Origin of the sequence: Arthrobacter sp. 24S4-2 (assembly GCF_005280255.1) — a bacterium.
Classification (GTDB): domain Bacteria; phylum Actinomycetota; class Actinomycetes; order Actinomycetales; family Micrococcaceae; genus Arthrobacter.
In genome coordinates this window covers 4,443,725-4,461,773 of sequence record NZ_CP040018.1, presented here as the reverse complement: position 1 = coordinate 4,461,773, position 18,049 = coordinate 4,443,725, and the positions used below count along the sequence as shown (strand labels likewise).

Below are 18,049 nucleotides of genomic sequence, written 5' to 3'. Positions count from 1 at the left end.
CGCCGCTACTGGAAATCGGCCAGCCAGAGGTCCGGGCCGAACACTTCGTACTGGATGTCCTTGGCCGGTACGCCCTTTGCAACGAGCGCGCTCCGGACTGACTTGAGGAAGGGCAGGGGGCCGCACAGATAGTATTCGGCGTCGTCAGGCAGATCGACCGCGTTGACGTCCATGAAACCTTCGAACTCGGGCGCACCTCCGGCCCCGCCCGTCCCGCCCGTCCCGCCCGTCCCGCCCGTCCCTGGGACCGCCGGCTCAAGGAACCACGTGCACAACGACGAGTCTGGCAATTGCGCGAGATCCTCGGTGACCTGGGCCCGCAGCGGGAAGGATTCAGCCGTGTCATCCGCGTGGAGGAGCATGACTTGGCGCCGGGAACCGGACTTCACCAGGTGGGAAAGCATTCCGGCCATGGGCGTGATCCCGATGCCCGCGCTGGCCAGGACCACAGGCCTGTCCGTGTATTCCAGGACCACATCACCGAAAGGTGCCGAAAGCACCACTTCGTCGCCCTCCTGGACCTCGTTGTGGAGCAGGTTGGACATCTCGCCGTCGGGTGTCGGGAGGCCATGAACGCGCTTCACCGCGAACTGCCGGTGATGCCCGTCGTCGGCCCTGGTGAGGCTGTATTGCCTGGGCTGGTGCACGCCGTCATGCATGGGCATCTTGATGGTGACGTACTGGCCGGGCAGGGACGGTTTGACGTCGCGCTCGTCGGTTCGTTCCACGATGAACGTGACCACGTCGTCGGTTTCCTGGATCCGCCGGGCAACTCGCCAGGTCCGCCAGATCGTCTCGGGTGAGAGGTGCACGGCGTTGTAGAGTCCCCGCTCCTTGTTGATGAGCATGTTGGCCATGAGCCAGTAGACCTCGTCCCAGGCAGCTGCAACTTCGGGCGTCACGGCATCTCCCAGGACGTCCACTATCGACCACATCAGATGGTCATGGACCACCTGGTACTGGTCCGCGCTCAGGCCCAGTGAGACGTGCTTGTGGGCTATCCGGGAGAGCAGGTGGTCCGGCAGCTGGTCGGGCTTGTCGACGAGGAGCCCGGCGAACGAGGCGATGGACCCCGCCAGTGCCTGCTGCTGCCGCCCGTCCGCCTGGTTACCCCGGTTGAAGAGACCGTCCAGGAGATCCGGGCGCGCCTCGAACATGTGCTCGTAGAACCGCTTGGCAATCTCCTCGATGTGTTCGCCTACTACAGGCAGCGTTGCCTTGATGACAGGAGCAGAGGTGTCTGAGAGCATGGTTGGTCCCTTCCGGTTTTACCGGTTAGCGCAGGTGGTGTTTGGTTGCTCAGCACAGCAAACCTAGCAGGCTGGGCCCGTCCGGTTCTGGGCCTAGTGGCACTTCATCGCACGGCCAAAAGAGTGTAGGCGGCCGGCAGCCGGGCCGCCGACGTCGGACGGTCAGTCCCGCCGTCGGGCGCGTCACCGCCGTCGTGCCTTTCCCCGCGGACAGCGGTGGCGGACGCCACCGCGGAAACCCCTGCACGGAGGCGTGCCGGCTCAACCGAGTGTCAGTGCTCCGGCGGCGTAAGTTGTTTTGCGCATTTCAAACTCCTCAGGGGGATGCCCGGGGTGGTGGGGCGGTGTTTGTGCTTACGCCCTTACTGCCGGCCAGGTGTGCCGTCCTTGGGTGCAAAGGAACGAAATTTTGGCGAGGCTTTTGCGCGAGGTCGCCCGGTGGGCTGCGTCAGCCTTTCCTGTCCAGGAGCAGGTTGGTGATCCGCAGGGTGCACAGCCGCTGGCCGGCGTCGTTGGTGAGCAGGACCTCGTGCGTGGTCAGCGTTCCGCCCAGGTGGATGGGCGTGGCCGTGATGGTGATGTGGCCTTCGCGCGCGGATTTATGGTGGGTGGCGGAGACGTCCACGCCCACGGCGGTCTTGCCCAGCGTGCTGGCGTGGATCACGGCTGCCCAGGACCCCACGGCCTCGCCCACGGCCAGGGATGCACCGCCGTGGAGCAGCCCGAACGACTGCCGGTTGCCCTCCACCGGCATCGTGGCGACCACGCGCTCTACGGATTCCTCGACGATTTTCACGCCCATCTTCTCGTCGAGTTCGCCGAGGGTGATCTTCCACAGTTCCGGGCTGCCGGTTTCAGGCTGCATGGCCACTTCGCTTTCGTTGGGGTTCCTCTAGTGTGCAGCAAGGCACATTCATGTACTGTAGACATATTACCGAACGGACGGTCAGTAATGCTCTGGCCGTGATGATCTTGCCCCGCGTTGGAAGGACCCGTCAACGATGACCACCACTGCAACTGCTCCGAAATCCTCACTGGACACCGTGGAGACCGTCCCCAGTTTCGTCCGGGACGCCTGGTGGACGCCCGACGCCGGAGCGGCGGCCTCCGCCGTCCCCGTCCTGGATGCCAGCACCGGCGAGCTCCTCGCCAAGGTGAGCACCGAAGGACTGGACCTTGCCGACGTCGTGGATTACGGCCGCACTACCGGCCAGAAGGAGCTTGGCACGCTGACCTTCCACCAGCGCGCCCTCAAGCTGAAGGAACTGGCGCAGTACCTGAACGCGCGCCGCGAACACTTCTACGAGCTGTCCGCGCAGACCGGCGCCACCAAGATCGACTCCATGGTGGACATCGACGGCGGCATCGGCGTGCTGTTCACGTTCGGGTCCAAGGGCCGCCGCGAGCTGCCCAACTCCCAGGTGGTGGTCGATGGCCCCATGGAGGTGCTGTCCCGGGACGGCTCCTTCGCCGGTGAGCACATCTACACGCGCATCCCCGGGGTGGCCGTGCAGATCAACGCCTTCAACTTCCCGGTCTGGGGCATGCTGGAGAAGTTTGCGCCCGCGTTCATCGCCGGCGTTCCCACCATCGTCAAGCCGGCCACACCCACCGGGTACGTGGCTGCGGCCGTCGTCAAGGCCATGATCGAGTCCAACATCCTGCCCAAGGGATCCCTCCAGCTCATCTCCGGCTCGGCCCGCACAATCCTGGACCACCTCGATTACCGCGACCTCGTGGCCTTCACCGGCTCGGCGTCCACGGCCAACTCGCTGAAGTCACACCCGAACGTCGTGAAGGGCGGGGTCCGGTTCACCTCGGAGACGGACTCGCTCAACGCCGCCATCCTCGGCCCGGACGCGGTGAAGGGCACCCCGGAATTCGACGCTTTCATCAAGTCCGTGGTCACCGAAATGACAGTCAAGGCCGGCCAGAAGTGCACCTCCATTCGGCGCACCATCGTGCCGCAGGAGTTGGTGTCCGACGTCGTTGCCGCCGTGGGTGCGCGCATCGAGGAACGCGTGGTGCTGGGTGACCCCCGCGCCGAGGGCGTCACCATGGGTGCCCTGGCTTCGCTCGAGCAGCTGGCCGATGTCCGCGCTGCTGTGCAGTCCATGCTCGATGCCGGCGGCGAGCTCGCGTACGGCACGCTCGATTCGCCCAAGGTGACCAAGGCAGACGGGGGAGTGGGCGTCGTCGAGAGCGGTGCCTTTATGTCCCCGGTTCTGCTCAGCTGGGCGGACGCCGAGGCCGAGGAAGTCCACTCGCTGGAGGCCTTCGGGCCGGTTTCCTCGGTGATCGGCTACACGGACCTTGCCGACGCCGTCCGTCTCGCCGCCCGCGGTGGCGGCTCGCTGGTTGCCTCGGTGTGTACCAACGATCCGGCCGTGGCACGGGAGCTGGTCACCGGGATCGCCGCGCACCACGGCCGCGTGCTCATGCTCAACCGCGAGGACGCCCGCAGCTCCACCGGCCACGGCTCACCGGTCCCGCACCTGGTGCACGGCGGGCCGGGACGTGCCGGCGGCGGCGAAGAACTGGGCGGCATCCGCTCCGTGATGCACCACATGCAGCGCACCGCCATCCAGGGCTCGCCCAACATGCTCACCGCCGTCACAGGCGTCTGGCACACGGGCGCGGACCGCAACTTCACCGTGGAGACCGAGGGCACGCACCCGTTCCGGAAGTCCCTGGAGACGCTGCGGATCGGCGACGCCGTCCGTTCCGGGCTGCGGCAGGTCACGCTGGAGGACATCACCGCGTTCGCCAACTCCACGGGCGACACCTTCTACGCGCACACCAACCAGGAAGCCGCGGAGGCCAACCCGTTCTTTCCCGGCATCGTGGCGCACGGCTACCTGCTGCTCAGCTGGGCTGCCGGGCTGTTCGTCGAGCCCGCTCCGGGCCCCGTGCTGGCGAACTCAGGCCTCGAGAACCTGCGCTTCATCACTCCTGTTGCCGCAGGGGATTCCATCCGCGTCACCCTGACCGCGAAGAAGATCACCCCTCGCGAGACCGACGAATACGGCGAGGTGGCCTGGGACGCCGTCATCACCAACCAGAACGACGAAATCGTAGCCAATTACGACGTCCTCACCCTGGTCGAAAAGTAACCGATCGAAAAGTAGCCGCCCCACAATCAGGACGCTCTCTCACTTCCTGTCGCTTTTCTACCGGCGCTCTCTCACTTCTGGTGGGTTTTTTCCAGACGCTCTCTCACCAGTTGCGCCCTTTCGCCCAACGTTCTCTCACCCGGTCAGCCCGGTGAGAGAGCGTTGGGGATTTCGGTTCAGGAAGTGAGAGAGCGTTGCCGTTTAAACGACGGGAAGTGGGAGAGCGTCGGCGTTTGGGCGACGGGAAGTGAGAGAGCGTCCTGGCCTTTGTTTGGGCGGTTGTGCACCTTTTCGTAAGATCTTTCTGCCCGGCTCCGGCGTAAGATTTTCAGCGTAGGAGGTGGCGAAATGACCCTAGTATTGAACACAGCCACAACCGTCCTGCCCGTGGATGACAAAGAGCGCGCCCGCCGTTTCTACGCGGAAACTCTTGGACTTCCCCATCGTGGCGTGGCAGACGACGGAAGCGAATTGTTTGGCAGCGGCGACGGCCCCATGCTGCAGCTGATGCCCGTGAAGGATGGCAAGCACTCCGATCACACAACCCTTAGCTTTGAGGTCCGCGACATCGAGCGTACTGTCCAGGATATGGAAGCCAGGGGCATCAGGTTCCAGGATTACGATCTCCCTGACCTGAAGACGGAGAACCACATCTGTTCCACCGAACATGAGAAGTGCGCATGGTTCATGGACACCGAGAACAACATTCTGTGCATCCATGAGACCTTTGGGCAGCAGGCGGAGTACCAGCTCTAACTGGCCCAGGGCGAAGAGGACGGGCGTTCCGGCTCAGCGGGGCGCCTTATCTTTTGCCCGCGCCGGCCCGCGCCAGCCCGCGCAGCCGTTCACGGCGATTCCGACAACGCCACGGACCACGGCGTGACTGGCCGTTCCTGCCGGACGCCGTCCACCGTGATGTCCACCCGCTCATTGAAGAAACTGACCAGCCCGTGGATCTGCGCGGCGTCACGGAAACGGGGGTCGTACATCCAGGCGATGTTCTTCCCGTTTTCGGACTGCGGGTAGGTCCAATAGCTCGCCGTCCCCTTGTAGGGGCACACCGTCTTCTTGGGGCTGGCTTCCATGAGGTCCAGGCGGACGTCGGCCGGGGGAATGTAATAACGCACCGGAAGCATGGTTTCGTAGAGCAGCTGCGCGCCGTTCGTGGTTGCCAGCGTCACGTCGTCGAGCCTCACATCAACCGCGAGCGACGACGCGCGGATGTCCACCCGGTGGAACGGATCACGGGGATGGCCGATGATCTCCTCGTCGTCCTCCAACCAGTCGAAGGCTTTGAAATCCAGCGCCACGTATCCGGCAAGGTCCGGATCGGTCGGCCGGAAGGCCGCGCGGGGCAACCTCACCTCGGAGGTTACGACGTCGAGCTCCTCGCCGGAGGTGGTGTGCCGCCCGAAGCCAGTCCGCGGATCCAGCGCCGGCGGTCCGTCCTGGCCCATCCTGAATCCGTGTTCCGCGACATCACCGGCCTGCAGGGCCGGCAGCGTCAGCTCGGCCTGCAGGTCCACTTCGGGCACGGCGAAAATGGGGGTTACCCGTTTGGGCTCCCAGACCAGCAAGGCATAAACGGTGTCGACGACGGCGTTCCCGCCTACCATGGCGCGGACCCTTTTCGCCGTGGGCTGGTAGCGCAGCTGGGGGAATGTACCGAAGATAACTTCGGATAACTTCGTTGCCATGACTACAGGGTGGGCGCCGGTTATCGCGCCGTCAATGATGGCCCCGGCCACCGGTTGGAGAACATGGGGAGGACGTGGGGGAGAACAGGATCAGCGTGGCGCGTTGAGACCTTTGAATGCCATAGTGATGACGTCGTCGGCCAGTTTTTCGGGCGACAGCGAACCGCTCGGCTTGTACCACTCAACAATCGAGTTGATGGTGCCGAACAGGAGCCGGGTGACCGTGCGGGGGTCAATGTCCTCGCGGAGGGAGCCTTCGTCGCGGGCCGCGGAGATCAGTGCAGCCACCTTGTGGTCGAAGGTGCGGCGGCGTTCCATGGCGTTGCGCTCGATATCCGTGTTGCCGCGCAGGCGGAGCAGCAGCGTTACGAACGGGAGCCGTTCCACCAGCACGGAGATGGTCTGGCGGAGGACGAACTCCAGGCGCGCGTCGGCGCTTCCGGACTGGGCCTCCGGCTGGTCCAGTATGGCCTCGAGGCCGCCAAGGGCGTGGTCGAGGGCCAGCTTGAGGAGATCCCCCTTGGACGGCACATGGTGGTAGATGGCGGACTTGGAGATGCCCAGGTTTTCGGCAAGGATACCCATGGACGTGGCGTCGTAGCCGTGGCGGTTGAAGACCTCGACGGCGATCTGCAGCACCGACTGCTGGTCGTATCCGGGGCGGCCGCGTTTGGTGGGTGCATCAGTTGTGGACATAACGGCTATTTTCTCACGAACGTTCGGTCAACACGCATAAGCCGGAGGAAACGCCCAAAACCCCTTGCCTGTGAAGGGCTCCGGTGCTAGAAAAATTGTATTGGGAACTGTCGGCTCGGGGACCGGCTCACACAATGGAACAGCTCCAAAGACCGGGACGGGATCAGGCACATTGGGTTGCCCGGTAGACGGTTAGCCATCGGCACGTCACAGCGCTGTCGCGCATTGGCAGCAGTGCACTGAATGCCTTCCCGCAAAGATGGTCCCCGGCGGCAACGGCCGGGGACCATCCCAATGTCCAAAGCAGCGCGTTAGCCCTTGGGGCGCAGGTCGTAGATCCGGCGCAGCTTGCCGTTTGAACGCTCCAGCGAGCCCGGAGCAACCACGTCAACCGTGCACGAAGAACCCACGTGGATCTTGATCTGCTCGCGCAGGGTGCGGGCCGCCGTCGTGCTTGCCTCGTAGGTGACGGTGTCACGGCGCTCGATCTTCACCGTGAGCTGATCCATCCGCTGGCCCTCCGGGCGCGTGAGTTCCAGCTGGAAGTGCGGGCTGAGCTCGGGGATGCGGAGGGCGATCTCCTCGATCTGCGAGGGGAACAGGTTCACACCGCGGAGGATGATCATGTCGTCGCTGCGGCCGGTGATGCGGCCCATCCGGCGGTGTGCCGGCCGCGCGGTGCCCGGGAGCAGGCGCGTGAGGTCCTTGGTGCGGTAGCGGATGATCGGCAGGGCTTCCTTGGTGAGCGAGGTGAAGACCAGTTCGCCGTGCTCGCCATCGCCCAGGACGTTCTCCTTGCCGGGCGCAGGGTTGAAGGGGTCGATGATCTCCGGGCGGAAGTGGTCCTCCCAGATGTGGCTGCCGTCCTGGGTCTCCACGGCTTCGCCGGCCACGCCGGGCCCCATGACCTCGGACAGGCCGTAGATGTCGCACGCCTTGATGTTCATGGTGACCTCAAGCTCGTGGCGCATCTCCTGCGTCCATGGCTCGGCGCCGAGCACGGCGTACTTGAGCGAGGTGGACGTGGGGTCGATGCCCATGTGTGCCATCGCGTCGGCGATGGTGAGCAGGTAGGTGGGGGTGGCCAGGATGACGTCCGGCTCGAAGTCCTGGATCATCTGGATCTGGCGTTCCGTCTGGCCGCCGGACATGGGGATCACGGTGCAGCCCAGCGCTTCGGCACCGGCGTGGGCGCCAAGCCCGCCGGTGAAGAGGCCATAGCCGTAGGCGTTGTGGACCTTCATGCCGGGCCGGACGCCGGAGGCGCGGAGGCATCGGGCCACGAGCTTGGCCCAGTCGGCGAGGTCCTTCTTGGTGTAGCCCACCACGGTGGGGCGTCCGGTGGTGCCGGAGCTGGCGTGGATCCGGGCCACCTCGTTCTGCGGCACCGCGAACATGCCGAACGGGTATTCCTGGCGCAGGTCCTCCTTGGTGGTGAAGGGGAAGTTGCCCAGGTCCGCCAGTTCCCGGAGGTCCGTGGGGTGGATGCCGGCCGCGTCGAATTTGCGCTTGTACAGCGGGACGCGGTCGTAGGCGTAGGCGACGGTGTGCTGAAGCCTGCTGAGCTGGAGAACCTCCAGTTCGTCGCGGGACATGGTTTCTTCGGGGTCCAGCACGGCGTCGGTGGCGGCGGCTGGTTCAGTGGCGTGGAGGGTCATCTGGGGTTCCCTGTTTCTATTTCTTGGAGATGGTGCGGCTGCGGCCGCGGAACTCGGCGATGAGTTCGCCCGGGGTGTCGGTTTCGGCAGCGCCGGCGGAGGAATCCGCGGGCGAGCCGGCTGCTGCGTGCGGGCCAGCAGTATTCGGGTCTGCGGCGTAGATCTGGATGTCGTACAGGCCGCTGCGGCCCGAATGGGCTCGGCGGTTGGCGACGGCGGTGATCACCTGGCCGCTGTAGGCGGGCTTGAGGAAGTTGATGTCGACGCCGGCGGCCACGGTGATGCTGTCGGCCCCGGCCCCTGCTGCGCCGGGTGGCGGGCTGGCGGGGTTGCAGGCGAGGGCGAAGGCGGTGTCACCGAAGGCGAAGATCATTCCGCCGTGGGCCATGCCAAAGCCGTTGAGCATTTCCTGCCGGAGCGTCATGCGGATGGTGGCGTGCCCGTCGTCCAGCTTGAGGACTTCGATGCCCATCCACTCGGAGGCATAGTCGTCTTTCAGGATCTGGTGGGTCGCCCCGGGAATGGTTAGTTCAGCCATGCGTCATTGCCTCCAGCTTTATTTACCGAATGTTCATTAGGTAATCCCATTTTGGGGCATGCTGTCAAGAGCCGCGGCCCGGATCGCCCGCGCCGCTGGCCCGGCTGCGGGCGTGATGCGGCCCGGATCGCCCGCGCCGCTGGCCCGGCTGCGGGCGTGATGCGGCCCGGATCGCCCGCGCCGCGGCGCCCCGCCTGGGTAGGGCTTTGTGACATTTCCGCTCTGACGCGTACTAGCCTGTCGGTCGCACTAAAGACCCATCTAGGTGGGGCCGTCCGGCACCTTCTCGCGGCCATCCTGCCGGTGGCTGTTCGTTGAGAATGGCGGTTCTTCACTGTTCTAGCGCGGTGCGCCCTATGGTACGTCCGCGCCTCGCACGGAGCATTTGGGCCAGGCTTCGAGGGAAGTTCCTGGTCATCAGCCAGGCCGCACCAACGGCCATCACCGGGTTGGGCAGGGTCCAGAGCCCCACGGGGGTGATGAGCAACAGGAACGCGATTGCCGAGGCGAGGCCGATGTTGACTCTTCGTCCGCGACTAAGAATGAGCAGGCCCACGGCAAGCTCCCCCGCCGCTGCCAGCACACCGACACCCTGCGGCAAAAGGGCCACGACATTTTGGAACACCCACATGTAGAAGGGCACCAGCGGATCATCCGTGCCGAGCGACACGAACAGCTCCGGAGCCACAAAGCTCAGCACAAGGTTTACAGCCACTGCCATGAGGATAAAGAAGAGGCCAAGGAAGATCCGGGCAGCCCCCGGCTTCCACAGACTCAGAGCAAGGAATGCCGTGCAGAATACAAGCCAGGGAATCAGCTGTTCCATTTTTCCTCCAGGTATTCAAGCCGCCAAGGGGCAGCCTGAACCAGTGAGCGTTCCGGTTAGGCCTGCCGGGCAGCAGGGGGTGTGGGTTCATTCGGGGGGTGGGGGGGTAACGGGGCTGTCTTCACCCGGCCGGCAACTTTTCTGGCCTGGTCCATGTGCGCGGGAGAAACGACTCCGGGGGCAATCCCCAGCAGAGCAAGGACGAGGATCAGTTCCAACATGCCCAGCCCGAAGTAGACGCTCTGCAGCCAGGAGTATCCGAGGACTGCAAGCTCGGTGAAAATCCAGATGAGCATTCCGAAGCCGGCAACCGCGGCCGCCAGCAGCGCCCAATGACGTCGCTTCAGCAACGCAAAGGCGGCGACCAACTGCGTTCCGCCGACGATGACGCCGAGGACGAGCCCCAGCACCGGGACGGACGAGAACCATGTACCTGCCAGATGGTCCAGCGGCACTCCCGCTCCGTTGAATACGATGGCCAATACGGCTCCGCCAAAGGATGACACCGCCCCAAAGAACAGGAGGGAGACGAGTGCGCCTGAAACCATTCTGCGCGGAAGCAGGCGAGTCATGATTAGGACCTTCCGATAGCCGATCCGGTACGGCGCCCTGCTGAGAATGACCACCGTGCAACAAGGAACCCTACGATCCTCATGAGTTGACGGTAGACCCGGGCACAAGTGATTCATAGGGGCGAAAGATCCACCGGGTTCCCCCTATTCATGTGGACAACGCCCCGCCGCCGGTCCCAGGACTCTGGCGTTCATCAGTGCGGCGTCGAAAATCTTGCTTATCCGGCGAGCTCGGATGAGGCGGAAATACGGGCACGTTTGCTGCTGACCCGGTAATGCGTAGTATCGGGACCATGCGCGGGACAGAGCTACCCACATGAGAGGCTCATTCATGTGTCGGTGGGTGCTGGCGGTTACCGCCGGCGAGACTATCGGATTCATGATCCCGGCTGCTGTTGGTGGGGTATTGGCACTGTCCGCCGCGCCCGGCTCCGTCGTCTACCCCATGATGATTGCCGCCGGCGCGTGCGAAGGGATCCTGCTCGGGGTCGGGCAGTCGATCGGCTTCGGATCCTCGGCGGTGCGGCGTTCCTGGTGGGTCACGGCTACCGCCGCCGGTGCCGCTGCCGCGTGGTCCATCGGTATGCTGCCCAGCACGGTCGTCGGCTTCGATTTCGGCTCTCCCTCCGCCCTTCCGTGGATTCTCATCGGTGGAGTGCTGCTTCTGGCTTCCATTCCGACCTTGCAATGGCTTGTCCTGCGCCGTGTGATCCGGCGTGCCTTTTGGTGGATTCCCATCAACGCTTGTGCGTGGGCAGTCGCCATCCTCTGGACATTGGCGCCGTCGCCGTTCATTGATGAGAAGACGGTATTTCCGGTGCTGTTGGGCTCCTACGTAGTGGCAGGGATGCTTATGGCTGTCACTGTGGCTTTACTGACGGGCTTCGCGGCGCAACACATTGTGCTCGCCACTGGTGAGGCGCCAGCAGGAGCCATTGCGGCCAACTGGTCCGGCTGGTGGAGCAGGACCAGGAAGGCCGGCCTTCCCGTGAGCACCAGGAGCTCGCCCAAGGAGTGAATCCCAAGCCGTGGACCGTCACCCACGCCCGCAGAGGCGGCACGACGAACGCATGCTTCATGACAAGTCGCGGTCTCGGGCCACACCGGAGATGCTGCCGCCCTGTTCATCCACCGCCGACCGGGAATCGCGCCCTCCCGCGTGAAGAATGCCGGGCAACAAGTGAAAGGATGGTCGAACGGAGCACCACACGTTTCAACCTAAGGGCGGATCATGGCCAAAGGGATATACGTCAGTGCGACTACGCCGGGATCCGGTAAGTCGCTCATAGCGCTGGGCCTGGCGGACACGCTGCACCGGCACGCGGACCGGATCGGCTTCTTCAAGCCCGTGGTCCACGGGGACGACGCCGGGGCTGACCCGATGGTGGCGCTCATGAAGTCCCGCTTCGACCTGGCCGACCAGCGCTGCCGCGGCGGCCTGACGTTCGCGGAGGTCCGCGGCCTGCTCGCTGAAGGAAAGCGCGAGGAAATCTACTCCCAGTGCGTGGAGATCTTCGCCGAAATGGGCCGGCACTGCGACGTGATCATCGTTGAGGGCACGGACCTCACCGGCCATGACGCCGCCGTCGAATTCGACCTCAACGCCCGCCTCGCCAACAACCTGGCCGCCCCCATGGTCGCGGTGGTGGGCGCGAAGGGGCGCAGCGTCGCGGAGGTGGCCGCCGCCGTCGACGTCGCCCGCAAGGAGCTGGCCGCGGAGAATTGTTCCCTGCTGGCCATCATGGTGAACCGCGCCGATCCGGAGGATTTGGACGCGATCGCCGCCGCCGTGAAGCTTGGCGCGTCCGGCCGGCCGGTGTACATTTTCCCGGAGCTGGAGGACATCGCCCGCCCCACCACCGGCGAGGTGGCCACCGCGCTGGGCATCCGCCAGATCGCCGGCCGCGCGGACATGGAGCGGGACGTCCGGGACGTCAAGGTCGCCGCCATGAATGTGGGCAACTTCCTGAACGTGCTCGACGACGGCGCGCTGGTGATCGTGCCGGGTGACCGGGCGGACGTGATGGTGGCCTGCCTGGCGTCGTCGTTCTCGCCCGAGTTCCCGGTGCCGTCCGCGCTGATCCTCACCGGCGGCCTGGCCCCGGACGCGAACATCTACCCGCTGCTGGCGTCCGCCCCGTTCCCGGTGTTCGCCACGACCGACGACACGTACACCACGGCCCGCCGGGTTTCCGAGGTCCGCAGCGAGATCTGGAGCGGGCACCGCAGGAAGGTGGCATCGGCCCTCGGCCTGTGGGCCAGGCGGGTGGATGAGGCGGAGATGCTGGAACGCCTGCACCTGCCCCGTGCCGAACGCATGACGCCCCTGCGCTTCCTGCACGACCTCATCGAGCGGGCGCGCGCCCAGCGGCGGCACATCGTCCTGCCGGAGGGAAACGACGTCCGCATTCTCCGGGCGGCCGAGATCCTGCACCGGCGCGACGTCTGCGACCTCACCCTGCTGGGGCGCGAATCGGATGTCAGGGAGCTCGCGGCCAGCCGCGGCATCGACCTGGCCGGCATCAACATCGTGGATCCCGCCACTTCGGAGCTGCGCCAGCAGTTCGCCGAAAAGTACGCTGAACTCCGCGCGCACAAGGGCGTGGACCTGCCCAAGGCGTTGGAGCTGATGCTGGACGGCAGCTACTTCGGCACCATGATGGTGCAGCTGGGCGTGGTGGACGGCATGGTGTCCGGCGCCGCCCACACCACGGCACACACCATCCGGCCGGCGCTGGAGTTCGTGAAAACCCGGGACGGCGTGAAGATCGTCTCCTCGGTGTTCCTGATGCTCATGCCGGACCGGGTCCTGGTCTATGGCGACTGCGCCGTGAACCCGGACCCGAATGCCGAACAGCTGGCGGACATCGCACTGGCCTCGGCGGACACATCGGTCCAGTTCGGCGTCGAGCCGCGGGTGGCCATGCTGTCCTACTCCAGCGGCGGTTCCGGTTCGGGCGAGGCGGTGGAGAAGGTGCGGCAGGCCACCGAACTGGTCAAGAGTCGCCGTCCGGACCTGCCTGTGGAAGGCCCCATCCAGTACGACGCCGCCGTGGACGCCTCGATCGCAGCCTCCAAGATGCCGGGCTCATCCGTCGCCGGGCAGGCCACGGTGTTCATCTTCCCGGACCTGAACACCGGCAACAACACCTACAAGGCGGTGCAGCAGACCTCCGGGGCCGTAGCCGTCGGGCCTGTCCTGCAGGGCCTGCGCAAGCCGGTCAATGACCTCTCCCGCGGGTGCACGGTGGAGGACATCGTGAACACGGTGGCCATCACCGCCGTCCAGGCCCAGTCCGGAGCGTGATGGCCCGTCAGCCCGCGCGCTGGCGGAGCCGGTGGCGCGCGGAGCTTGTCAGCTGATGGCCCGTCAGCTGTTTTCCGGCTCGGCAGGGCTGTCGGCATCCTCCTGCTTGGCGGGCTCGTCGGCCAGCCCCTCCGGGGTGAGGTCCAGGTTCTGCGGATCCTCGGGCTGCTCGGCAGGTTCGCCTACCTCGGCGGTCTTGGGCTTTCCTGTGTCGTCCAGGGCCGGGTTTGCCCCTTCAATCCCTGTAGGGTCCTTGGTGCCGGAGCTGGTGCTGTCCGGTTCGGTGGCGTCGTTCGTCATTGATGGATCCTCCGTGCGTTGTCCGACTGGTCCGCCGACTCTAGGCTCCCGCCCCGCCTTTCGCAATGACGCTACGATCGAACTTCCACCGAACACCGCAGAAGCCAAGGCTTAGGAGTCCCCGCATGCTCGTGCTCGTCATCAACTCCGGTTCATCCTCGCTCAAGTTCCAGGTGCGCGACGTTGAGTCCCACAGTGTCCTCACCGAGGGGCTGATCGAGAAGATCGGCATGGGCAACGGCGGGGAAGGCGACGGCGAGATCGAAGGCCCGCGTGACCACGCGGCGGCGCTGGAGCAGGTGGACGCGGCAATCCACGAGGTGCTGGGGGACCGGAAGCTGGACGCCGTGGGGCACCGCGTGGTGCACGGCGGCGAACGCTTCGGCGAGCCCGTGCTGATCGATAACGAGATCACCCGGGCCATCGAACGGCTCAACCCCCTGGCGCCGCTGCACAACCCGGCCAACGTGCTGGGCATCCGCGCCATCGCCAAAAAGTGGCCGGACATGCCGCAGGTTGCCGTGTTCGATACCGCCTTCCACCGCACGCTGCCCGAACACGCCTGGCGCTATGCGGTGCCGGACTCCCTTTACACCAACCACGGCATCCGCCGCTACGGTTTCCACGGCACCTCGCACGAGTACGTGGCGCACCAGGCTGCCGCGCTGCTGGACCTTCCGCTCGAAGAGTTCGACGGCGTGATCGCCCACCTCGGGAACGGCGCCTCTGTCACGGCCATCCGCGGCGGAAAGTCGGTGGACACATCCATGGGCTTCACGCCGCTGGAAGGCCTGGTGATGGGCACGCGATCGGGCGACCTGGACCCGTCCATCCTGGTGTTCCTGGGCCGGGCCGGCTGGTCCACCGAGGACATCGACTCCCTGCTCAACCGCGAATCCGGGCTCAAAGGCCTGGCCGGCAACAACGATATGCGGTCCGTGGTGGAAGCCGCGGAAGCCGGCGACGCCCGCGCGGCCACGGCGCTCGCCGTCGCGTCCTACCGGCTGGCCAAGTACATCGGCGGCTACCACGTGGCAGTCGGCGGGGCGAAGGCCCTGGTGTTCACCGCCGGCATCGGCGAGAACTCGCACCAGTTCCGCACGCTGGTGGGGGAGAAGCTGGGAGCGCTGGGCATAGTGCTCGACGCCGGGCTGAACAGTCAGCGGTCAAAGGAACCGCGCGTGATCTCGACGCCGGAGTCGCTGATCCCTGTGCTGGTGGTGCCCACCGATGAGGAGCGCGCCATCGCGGAGGCGACTGCCGCCGTCGTCGGTGGTTGAGCCTGGGCCGAAGCAAGTAGTCCGCCCCATCTAAGCGAGTATTCCCGCCCCATTTAACAGTGTTCCTGCCAAGAAATGTCGGGTAGCGCTCACGCTGGCCCCTGCCCCGCCTCTGTCCCTACGCTCGAAGCAAGCGGTTTCGTTCACGCGACGGCGGTCCCAACTGAGGGGGCCCGCCGTCGTTTCTTAACCGTCAATGCTGGTCGGCGACGCGGAACCATAGGGGGTCTCACCGTGTCTTGCTCTTTGCGTATCAGAATGTCCCCGCCCCGCCCCGCACCGCCGGGCAGGCATCCGGGAGCCTGGCTCACTTCAACGTGGGCGCAGCGCTGGCTAAGCCTCTACAGGTACCGCCCATGGTGGACGGCCGTGCCGATACTCCGCGGCTAAACGCCTTCAAGGCCTGATTAGCCACCTCCCGATTACCCCGGCGTGATACCGCCATGCCCCGGCATCACGCCGTGCTGATTTGTCCTGCCCAAAAACGGGCTGGCAGGCGCAAAACACCAGAACTCCGCCGGCGCCCCGCCGGTCCAAAACCAGCCAGCTGAAGGAAGAACCATGTCAACACTCGAAGAGGGGATTTCAGCCCCGCGGATCGCGGGAGGGCCTGGATTCCGAACGAAGTTCCATTTTGACCGTCCGGGGAAGGTCCTTGAGCCTGTCCGCGACTGGAGCCTGGGATTCATCACCGGGCACCGCACCAGGATTGTCCTGTGCATGACCCTGGCGATGGTTGGCCTCTACTTGCTCCAGGATTTCCTGTGGCCGGTGGCGGTGAAACCTGTGTCCTTCGCAGACAGCCTGTGGGGCTCCGCCAGTGTTGTATGGCTCGGCGCCGTCATCCCCGGGTTGCTGGGACTGTTGGGGGCACTGTCGTTCCGCCACCCGACCCACCTGGATGCGGTGGCGCCAATCAGTCAGCTGGTGGTGTTCCGCATAGTCACCCGCGGCACCAACCGGGAGGCGGTGGCCAGTACCATCCGGAGATGCGTTACCGAAATGGAAAGAACCCCGCTCTTCCGCTACCTCGTTGAAATCGTCATCGAGGATAACCCCGGGGTTGGTGATCTTCCACGGGGCGATGACATCAGGTACCTGGTCATCCCCCGAAACTACGCAACAGCAAATACTTCGCTCTACAAAGCCCGCGCACTGCAGTTCGCCCTCGAGAATTCCCGCATCCCGGACGACGCCTGGCTGGTTCACCTCGACGAGGAAACGCAACCCACGTCCTCCGGCATTAAGGGCATAGCCCAGATGATCCGGGAAGAAGAGGAAAGCGGCCGGCTGCGCGCGGGCCAAGGAGCCCTCCTCTACCACCGGGACTGGAAGAAGCACCCGTTCCTGACCCTGGCGGACAATGTGCGCACCGGCGACGACTTTGCCCGCTTCCACTTCCAGCACAAGCTGGGCCGGACGGTCTTTGGCCTGCACGGCAGCTACATAGTGGTCCGCAACGATGTTGAGAAGTCCGTCGGATTCGATTTTGGACCCCACGGTTCCATCACCGAGGATGCCTTCTGGGCCCTCAAACTCATGGAAGCAGGCGGGCGGGCGAGGTGGGTTGACGGGTACCTTGAAGAGCAGTCAACACAAAGCGTCGGTGACTTCCTCAGGCAGCGGCGGCGCTGGTACCAGGGCCTGATGAAGGTTGCGATCCACGCACCCGTGAAGCTGAGGTGGCGCCTGGCCATCGGCGCCAACACCTTGCTCTGGACGCTCGCTCCGTTCGCAGTGTTGTACACCATCTGTCACTTCTTCTACGGCTTCGAGATTCAGCCATGGGTGCGGGCCCTGGCCAACTTCTCCTTCGCTTCCTTTGTGACCCTGTACCTCACGGGGTTGAAGGCGAATCTCGACGAGCACGGGATCACGGGCTGGCTCGCTCGAAGCGCGTGGACCGCAGTCCAGGTTGTCCTATTGCCGGTGTTCAGTGCAATGGAAGCGACGGCCGTCATGATGGCGCTCCTTAAGCCCGTCAATGGGTTCCACGTTGTGAAGAAGTAATGCACTAAGGCGTGGCCGGCCCTGCGCCCTGGGAGAGATCCAGCCGGCCAGCCCGGCGAATCGCAGGAGGTACCCTCAAACCATGCCGAACATCACCCTGCCCATCCGCACCGAGCGGCTCATCCTACGGCGCTTTGAAGCCGCAGACCTCGATGCCTTCCATGCCTACCACTCGCTGCCGGAGACCGCCCGGTTCCTGCCCGGCGATGCCAAGAGCTACACGCAGTGCATGGAACGGGTAGGCAAATACGCCAACTTCGTGTTCGAGAGCGAAGGCGACTGGGTGGCGCTGGCGATCGAAGCAGCGGACTCGCCAGGCGTGATCGGCGAGGTGGTGCTCAAGTGGCTTCCCGGCCACGGGCAGGGCGAAGTGGGCTGGAGCCTAGCTCCGGGTGCACGGGGCCACGGCTACGCCACCGAGGCTGCGGAAGCTGTGCTGAAGCTCGGGTTCGAGGGCCTGGACTATCACCGGATCGACGCCAAGCTCGATGCGCTGAACACGGCATCGGCGGCCATCTGTGAGCGGCTTGGCATGCGGCTCGAGGCGAAGCACGTGGACAAGTGGCGGTACAAGGGCGAATGGGCCACCGAAGTCGTCTACGCCATGCTCCGCGACGAATGGACTGCCCGGTCCCGGTGATCGGGCCTGTCGTGGCTATATGAGCGCCCATCGCAGGGACAGGGTGCGGAGGCTCACGCCGCTTTGCCCAGCCGTGGAGGTCGGTGACGGGACCCGATTCACCGGCAGCACCCTCGGCGCCTATCCGGCTCCGGTCCCCTCCCGGCATATCAGGTGTACTCG

The 18,049-nt window shown here is 65.2% G+C and carries 16 protein-coding genes; 7 read left to right on the top strand and 9 right to left on the bottom strand.

What is annotated here, in order from left to right; genetic code table 11:
* Window positions 1-5: 5 nt before the first annotated feature.
* The gene (locus FCN77_RS20725) at window positions 6-1,250 is read right to left on the bottom strand and encodes a globin domain-containing protein (RefSeq protein ID WP_137323780.1); all 1,245 of its coding nucleotides are present in this window, start codon (window positions 1,248-1,250) and stop codon (window positions 6-8) included.
* A 448-nt stretch (window positions 1,251-1,698) separates the two neighbouring features.
* The gene (locus FCN77_RS20720) at window positions 1,699-2,115 is read right to left on the bottom strand and encodes a PaaI family thioesterase (protein ID WP_137323779.1); all 417 of its coding nucleotides are present in this window, start codon (window positions 2,113-2,115) and stop codon (window positions 1,699-1,701) included.
* 136 nt (window positions 2,116-2,251) lie between these two features.
* On the opposite strand from FCN77_RS20720, the gene paaZ reads away from it, so the two are divergent.
* The gene (paaZ, locus tag FCN77_RS20715) at window positions 2,252-4,363 is read left to right on the top strand and encodes a phenylacetic acid degradation bifunctional protein PaaZ (RefSeq protein WP_137323778.1); all 2,112 of its coding nucleotides are present in this window, start codon (window positions 2,252-2,254) and stop codon (window positions 4,361-4,363) included.
* Window positions 4,364-4,711: 348 nt separating this feature from the next.
* Window positions 4,712-5,119, top strand: coding sequence for a VOC family protein (locus FCN77_RS20710; RefSeq protein ID WP_137323777.1), 408 nt, complete (start codon window positions 4,712-4,714; stop codon window positions 5,117-5,119).
* Between the two features lie 89 nt (window positions 5,120-5,208).
* Here FCN77_RS20710 and FCN77_RS20705 read toward each other — a convergent pair whose 3' ends face one another.
* The 6 genes from FCN77_RS20705 to FCN77_RS20680 form a co-directional block, all read right to left on the bottom strand.
* Window positions 5,209-6,060, bottom strand: coding sequence for a DUF427 domain-containing protein (locus FCN77_RS20705; protein ID WP_137323776.1), 852 nt, complete (start codon window positions 6,058-6,060; stop codon window positions 5,209-5,211).
* Window positions 6,061-6,150: 90 nt separating this feature from the next.
* A complete protein-coding gene (locus FCN77_RS20700; RefSeq protein WP_137323775.1) occupies window positions 6,151-6,756 on the bottom strand; it encodes a TetR/AcrR family transcriptional regulator in 606 nt (201 codons plus the stop codon).
* 311 nt (window positions 6,757-7,067) lie between these two features.
* Complete coding sequence (gene paaK, locus FCN77_RS20695; RefSeq protein WP_137323774.1) at window positions 7,068-8,414, bottom strand: phenylacetate--CoA ligase PaaK; 1,347 nt, start codon at window positions 8,412-8,414, stop codon at window positions 7,068-7,070.
* Window positions 8,415-8,430: 16 nt separating this feature from the next.
* Entirely contained in the window at window positions 8,431-8,952 is a 522-nt protein-coding gene (locus FCN77_RS20690; RefSeq protein ID WP_137323773.1) for a hotdog fold thioesterase, read from the bottom strand.
* A 331-nt stretch (window positions 8,953-9,283) separates the two neighbouring features.
* Window positions 9,284-9,778 carry a hypothetical protein gene (locus tag FCN77_RS20685; protein ID WP_137323772.1) on the bottom strand — a complete coding sequence of 165 codons (495 nt, stop codon included), beginning with the start codon at window positions 9,776-9,778 and terminating at the stop codon, window positions 9,284-9,286.
* Window positions 9,779-9,834: 56 nt separating this feature from the next.
* Window positions 9,835-10,350, bottom strand: coding sequence for a hypothetical protein (locus FCN77_RS20680; RefSeq protein WP_137323771.1), 516 nt, complete (start codon window positions 10,348-10,350; stop codon window positions 9,835-9,837).
* A 316-nt stretch (window positions 10,351-10,666) separates the two neighbouring features.
* Here FCN77_RS20680 and FCN77_RS20675 point away from each other — a divergent pair, with 316 nt between their 5' ends.
* Entirely contained in the window at window positions 10,667-11,368 is a 702-nt protein-coding gene (locus FCN77_RS20675) for a hypothetical protein (protein WP_137323770.1), read from the top strand.
* A gap of 213 nt (window positions 11,369-11,581) precedes the next feature.
* Entirely contained in the window at window positions 11,582-13,657 is a 2,076-nt protein-coding gene (gene pta / locus FCN77_RS20670) for a phosphate acetyltransferase (RefSeq protein WP_137323769.1), read from the top strand.
* Between the two features lie 63 nt (window positions 13,658-13,720).
* Here pta and FCN77_RS20665 read toward each other — a convergent pair whose 3' ends face one another.
* Complete coding sequence (locus FCN77_RS20665) at window positions 13,721-13,957, bottom strand: hypothetical protein (protein WP_137323768.1); 237 nt, start codon at window positions 13,955-13,957, stop codon at window positions 13,721-13,723.
* Between the two features lie 125 nt (window positions 13,958-14,082).
* On the opposite strand from FCN77_RS20665, the gene FCN77_RS20660 reads away from it, so the two are divergent.
* From FCN77_RS20660 to FCN77_RS20650, 3 genes are all read left to right on the top strand, one after another.
* The gene (locus FCN77_RS20660) at window positions 14,083-15,237 is read left to right on the top strand and encodes an acetate kinase (protein WP_137323767.1); all 1,155 of its coding nucleotides are present in this window, start codon (window positions 14,083-14,085) and stop codon (window positions 15,235-15,237) included.
* Window positions 15,238-15,798: 561 nt separating this feature from the next.
* Window positions 15,799-17,247: a glycosyltransferase family 2 protein gene (locus FCN77_RS20655; protein WP_137323766.1), complete on the top strand. Its 1,449-nt coding sequence runs from the start codon at window positions 15,799-15,801 to the stop codon at window positions 17,245-17,247.
* Window positions 17,248-17,329: 82 nt separating this feature from the next.
* On the top strand, window positions 17,330-17,887 hold the full coding sequence (locus FCN77_RS20650) for a GNAT family N-acetyltransferase (protein ID WP_137323765.1): 558 nt from the start codon (window positions 17,330-17,332) through the stop codon (window positions 17,885-17,887).
* Window positions 17,888-18,049: the final 162 nt, after the last annotated feature.

Coding starts and splice junctions, on each gene's coding strand:
- FCN77_RS20725 (WP_137323780.1), bottom strand. CDS start 1,250: ATGCTCTCAGACACCTCTGCTCCTGTCATCAAGGCAACGCTGCCTGTA.
- FCN77_RS20720 (WP_137323779.1), bottom strand. CDS start 2,115: ATGCAGCCTGAAACCGGCAGCCCGGAACTGTGGAAGATCACCCTCGGC.
- paaZ (WP_137323778.1), top strand. CDS start 2,252: ATGACCACCACTGCAACTGCTCCGAAATCCTCACTGGACACCGTGGAG.
- FCN77_RS20710 (WP_137323777.1), top strand. CDS start 4,712: ATGACCCTAGTATTGAACACAGCCACAACCGTCCTGCCCGTGGATGAC.
- FCN77_RS20705 (WP_137323776.1), bottom strand. CDS start 6,060: ATGGCAACGAAGTTATCCGAAGTTATCTTCGGTACATTCCCCCAGCTG.
- FCN77_RS20700 (WP_137323775.1), bottom strand. CDS start 6,756: ATGTCCACAACTGATGCACCCACCAAACGCGGCCGCCCCGGATACGAC.
- paaK (WP_137323774.1), bottom strand. CDS start 8,414: ATGACCCTCCACGCCACTGAACCAGCCGCCGCCACCGACGCCGTGCTG.
- FCN77_RS20690 (WP_137323773.1), bottom strand. CDS start 8,952: ATGGCTGAACTAACCATTCCCGGGGCGACCCACCAGATCCTGAAAGAC.
- FCN77_RS20685 (WP_137323772.1), bottom strand. CDS start 9,778: ATGGAACAGCTGATTCCCTGGCTTGTATTCTGCACGGCATTCCTTGCT.
- FCN77_RS20680 (WP_137323771.1), bottom strand. CDS start 10,350: ATGACTCGCCTGCTTCCGCGCAGAATGGTTTCAGGCGCACTCGTCTCC.
- FCN77_RS20675 (WP_137323770.1), top strand. CDS start 10,667: ATGAGAGGCTCATTCATGTGTCGGTGGGTGCTGGCGGTTACCGCCGGC.
- pta (WP_137323769.1), top strand. CDS start 11,582: ATGGCCAAAGGGATATACGTCAGTGCGACTACGCCGGGATCCGGTAAG.
- FCN77_RS20665 (WP_137323768.1), bottom strand. CDS start 13,957: ATGACGAACGACGCCACCGAACCGGACAGCACCAGCTCCGGCACCAAG.
- FCN77_RS20660 (WP_137323767.1), top strand. CDS start 14,083: ATGCTCGTGCTCGTCATCAACTCCGGTTCATCCTCGCTCAAGTTCCAG.
- FCN77_RS20655 (WP_137323766.1), top strand. CDS start 15,799: ATGTCAACACTCGAAGAGGGGATTTCAGCCCCGCGGATCGCGGGAGGG.
- FCN77_RS20650 (WP_137323765.1), top strand. CDS start 17,330: ATGCCGAACATCACCCTGCCCATCCGCACCGAGCGGCTCATCCTACGG.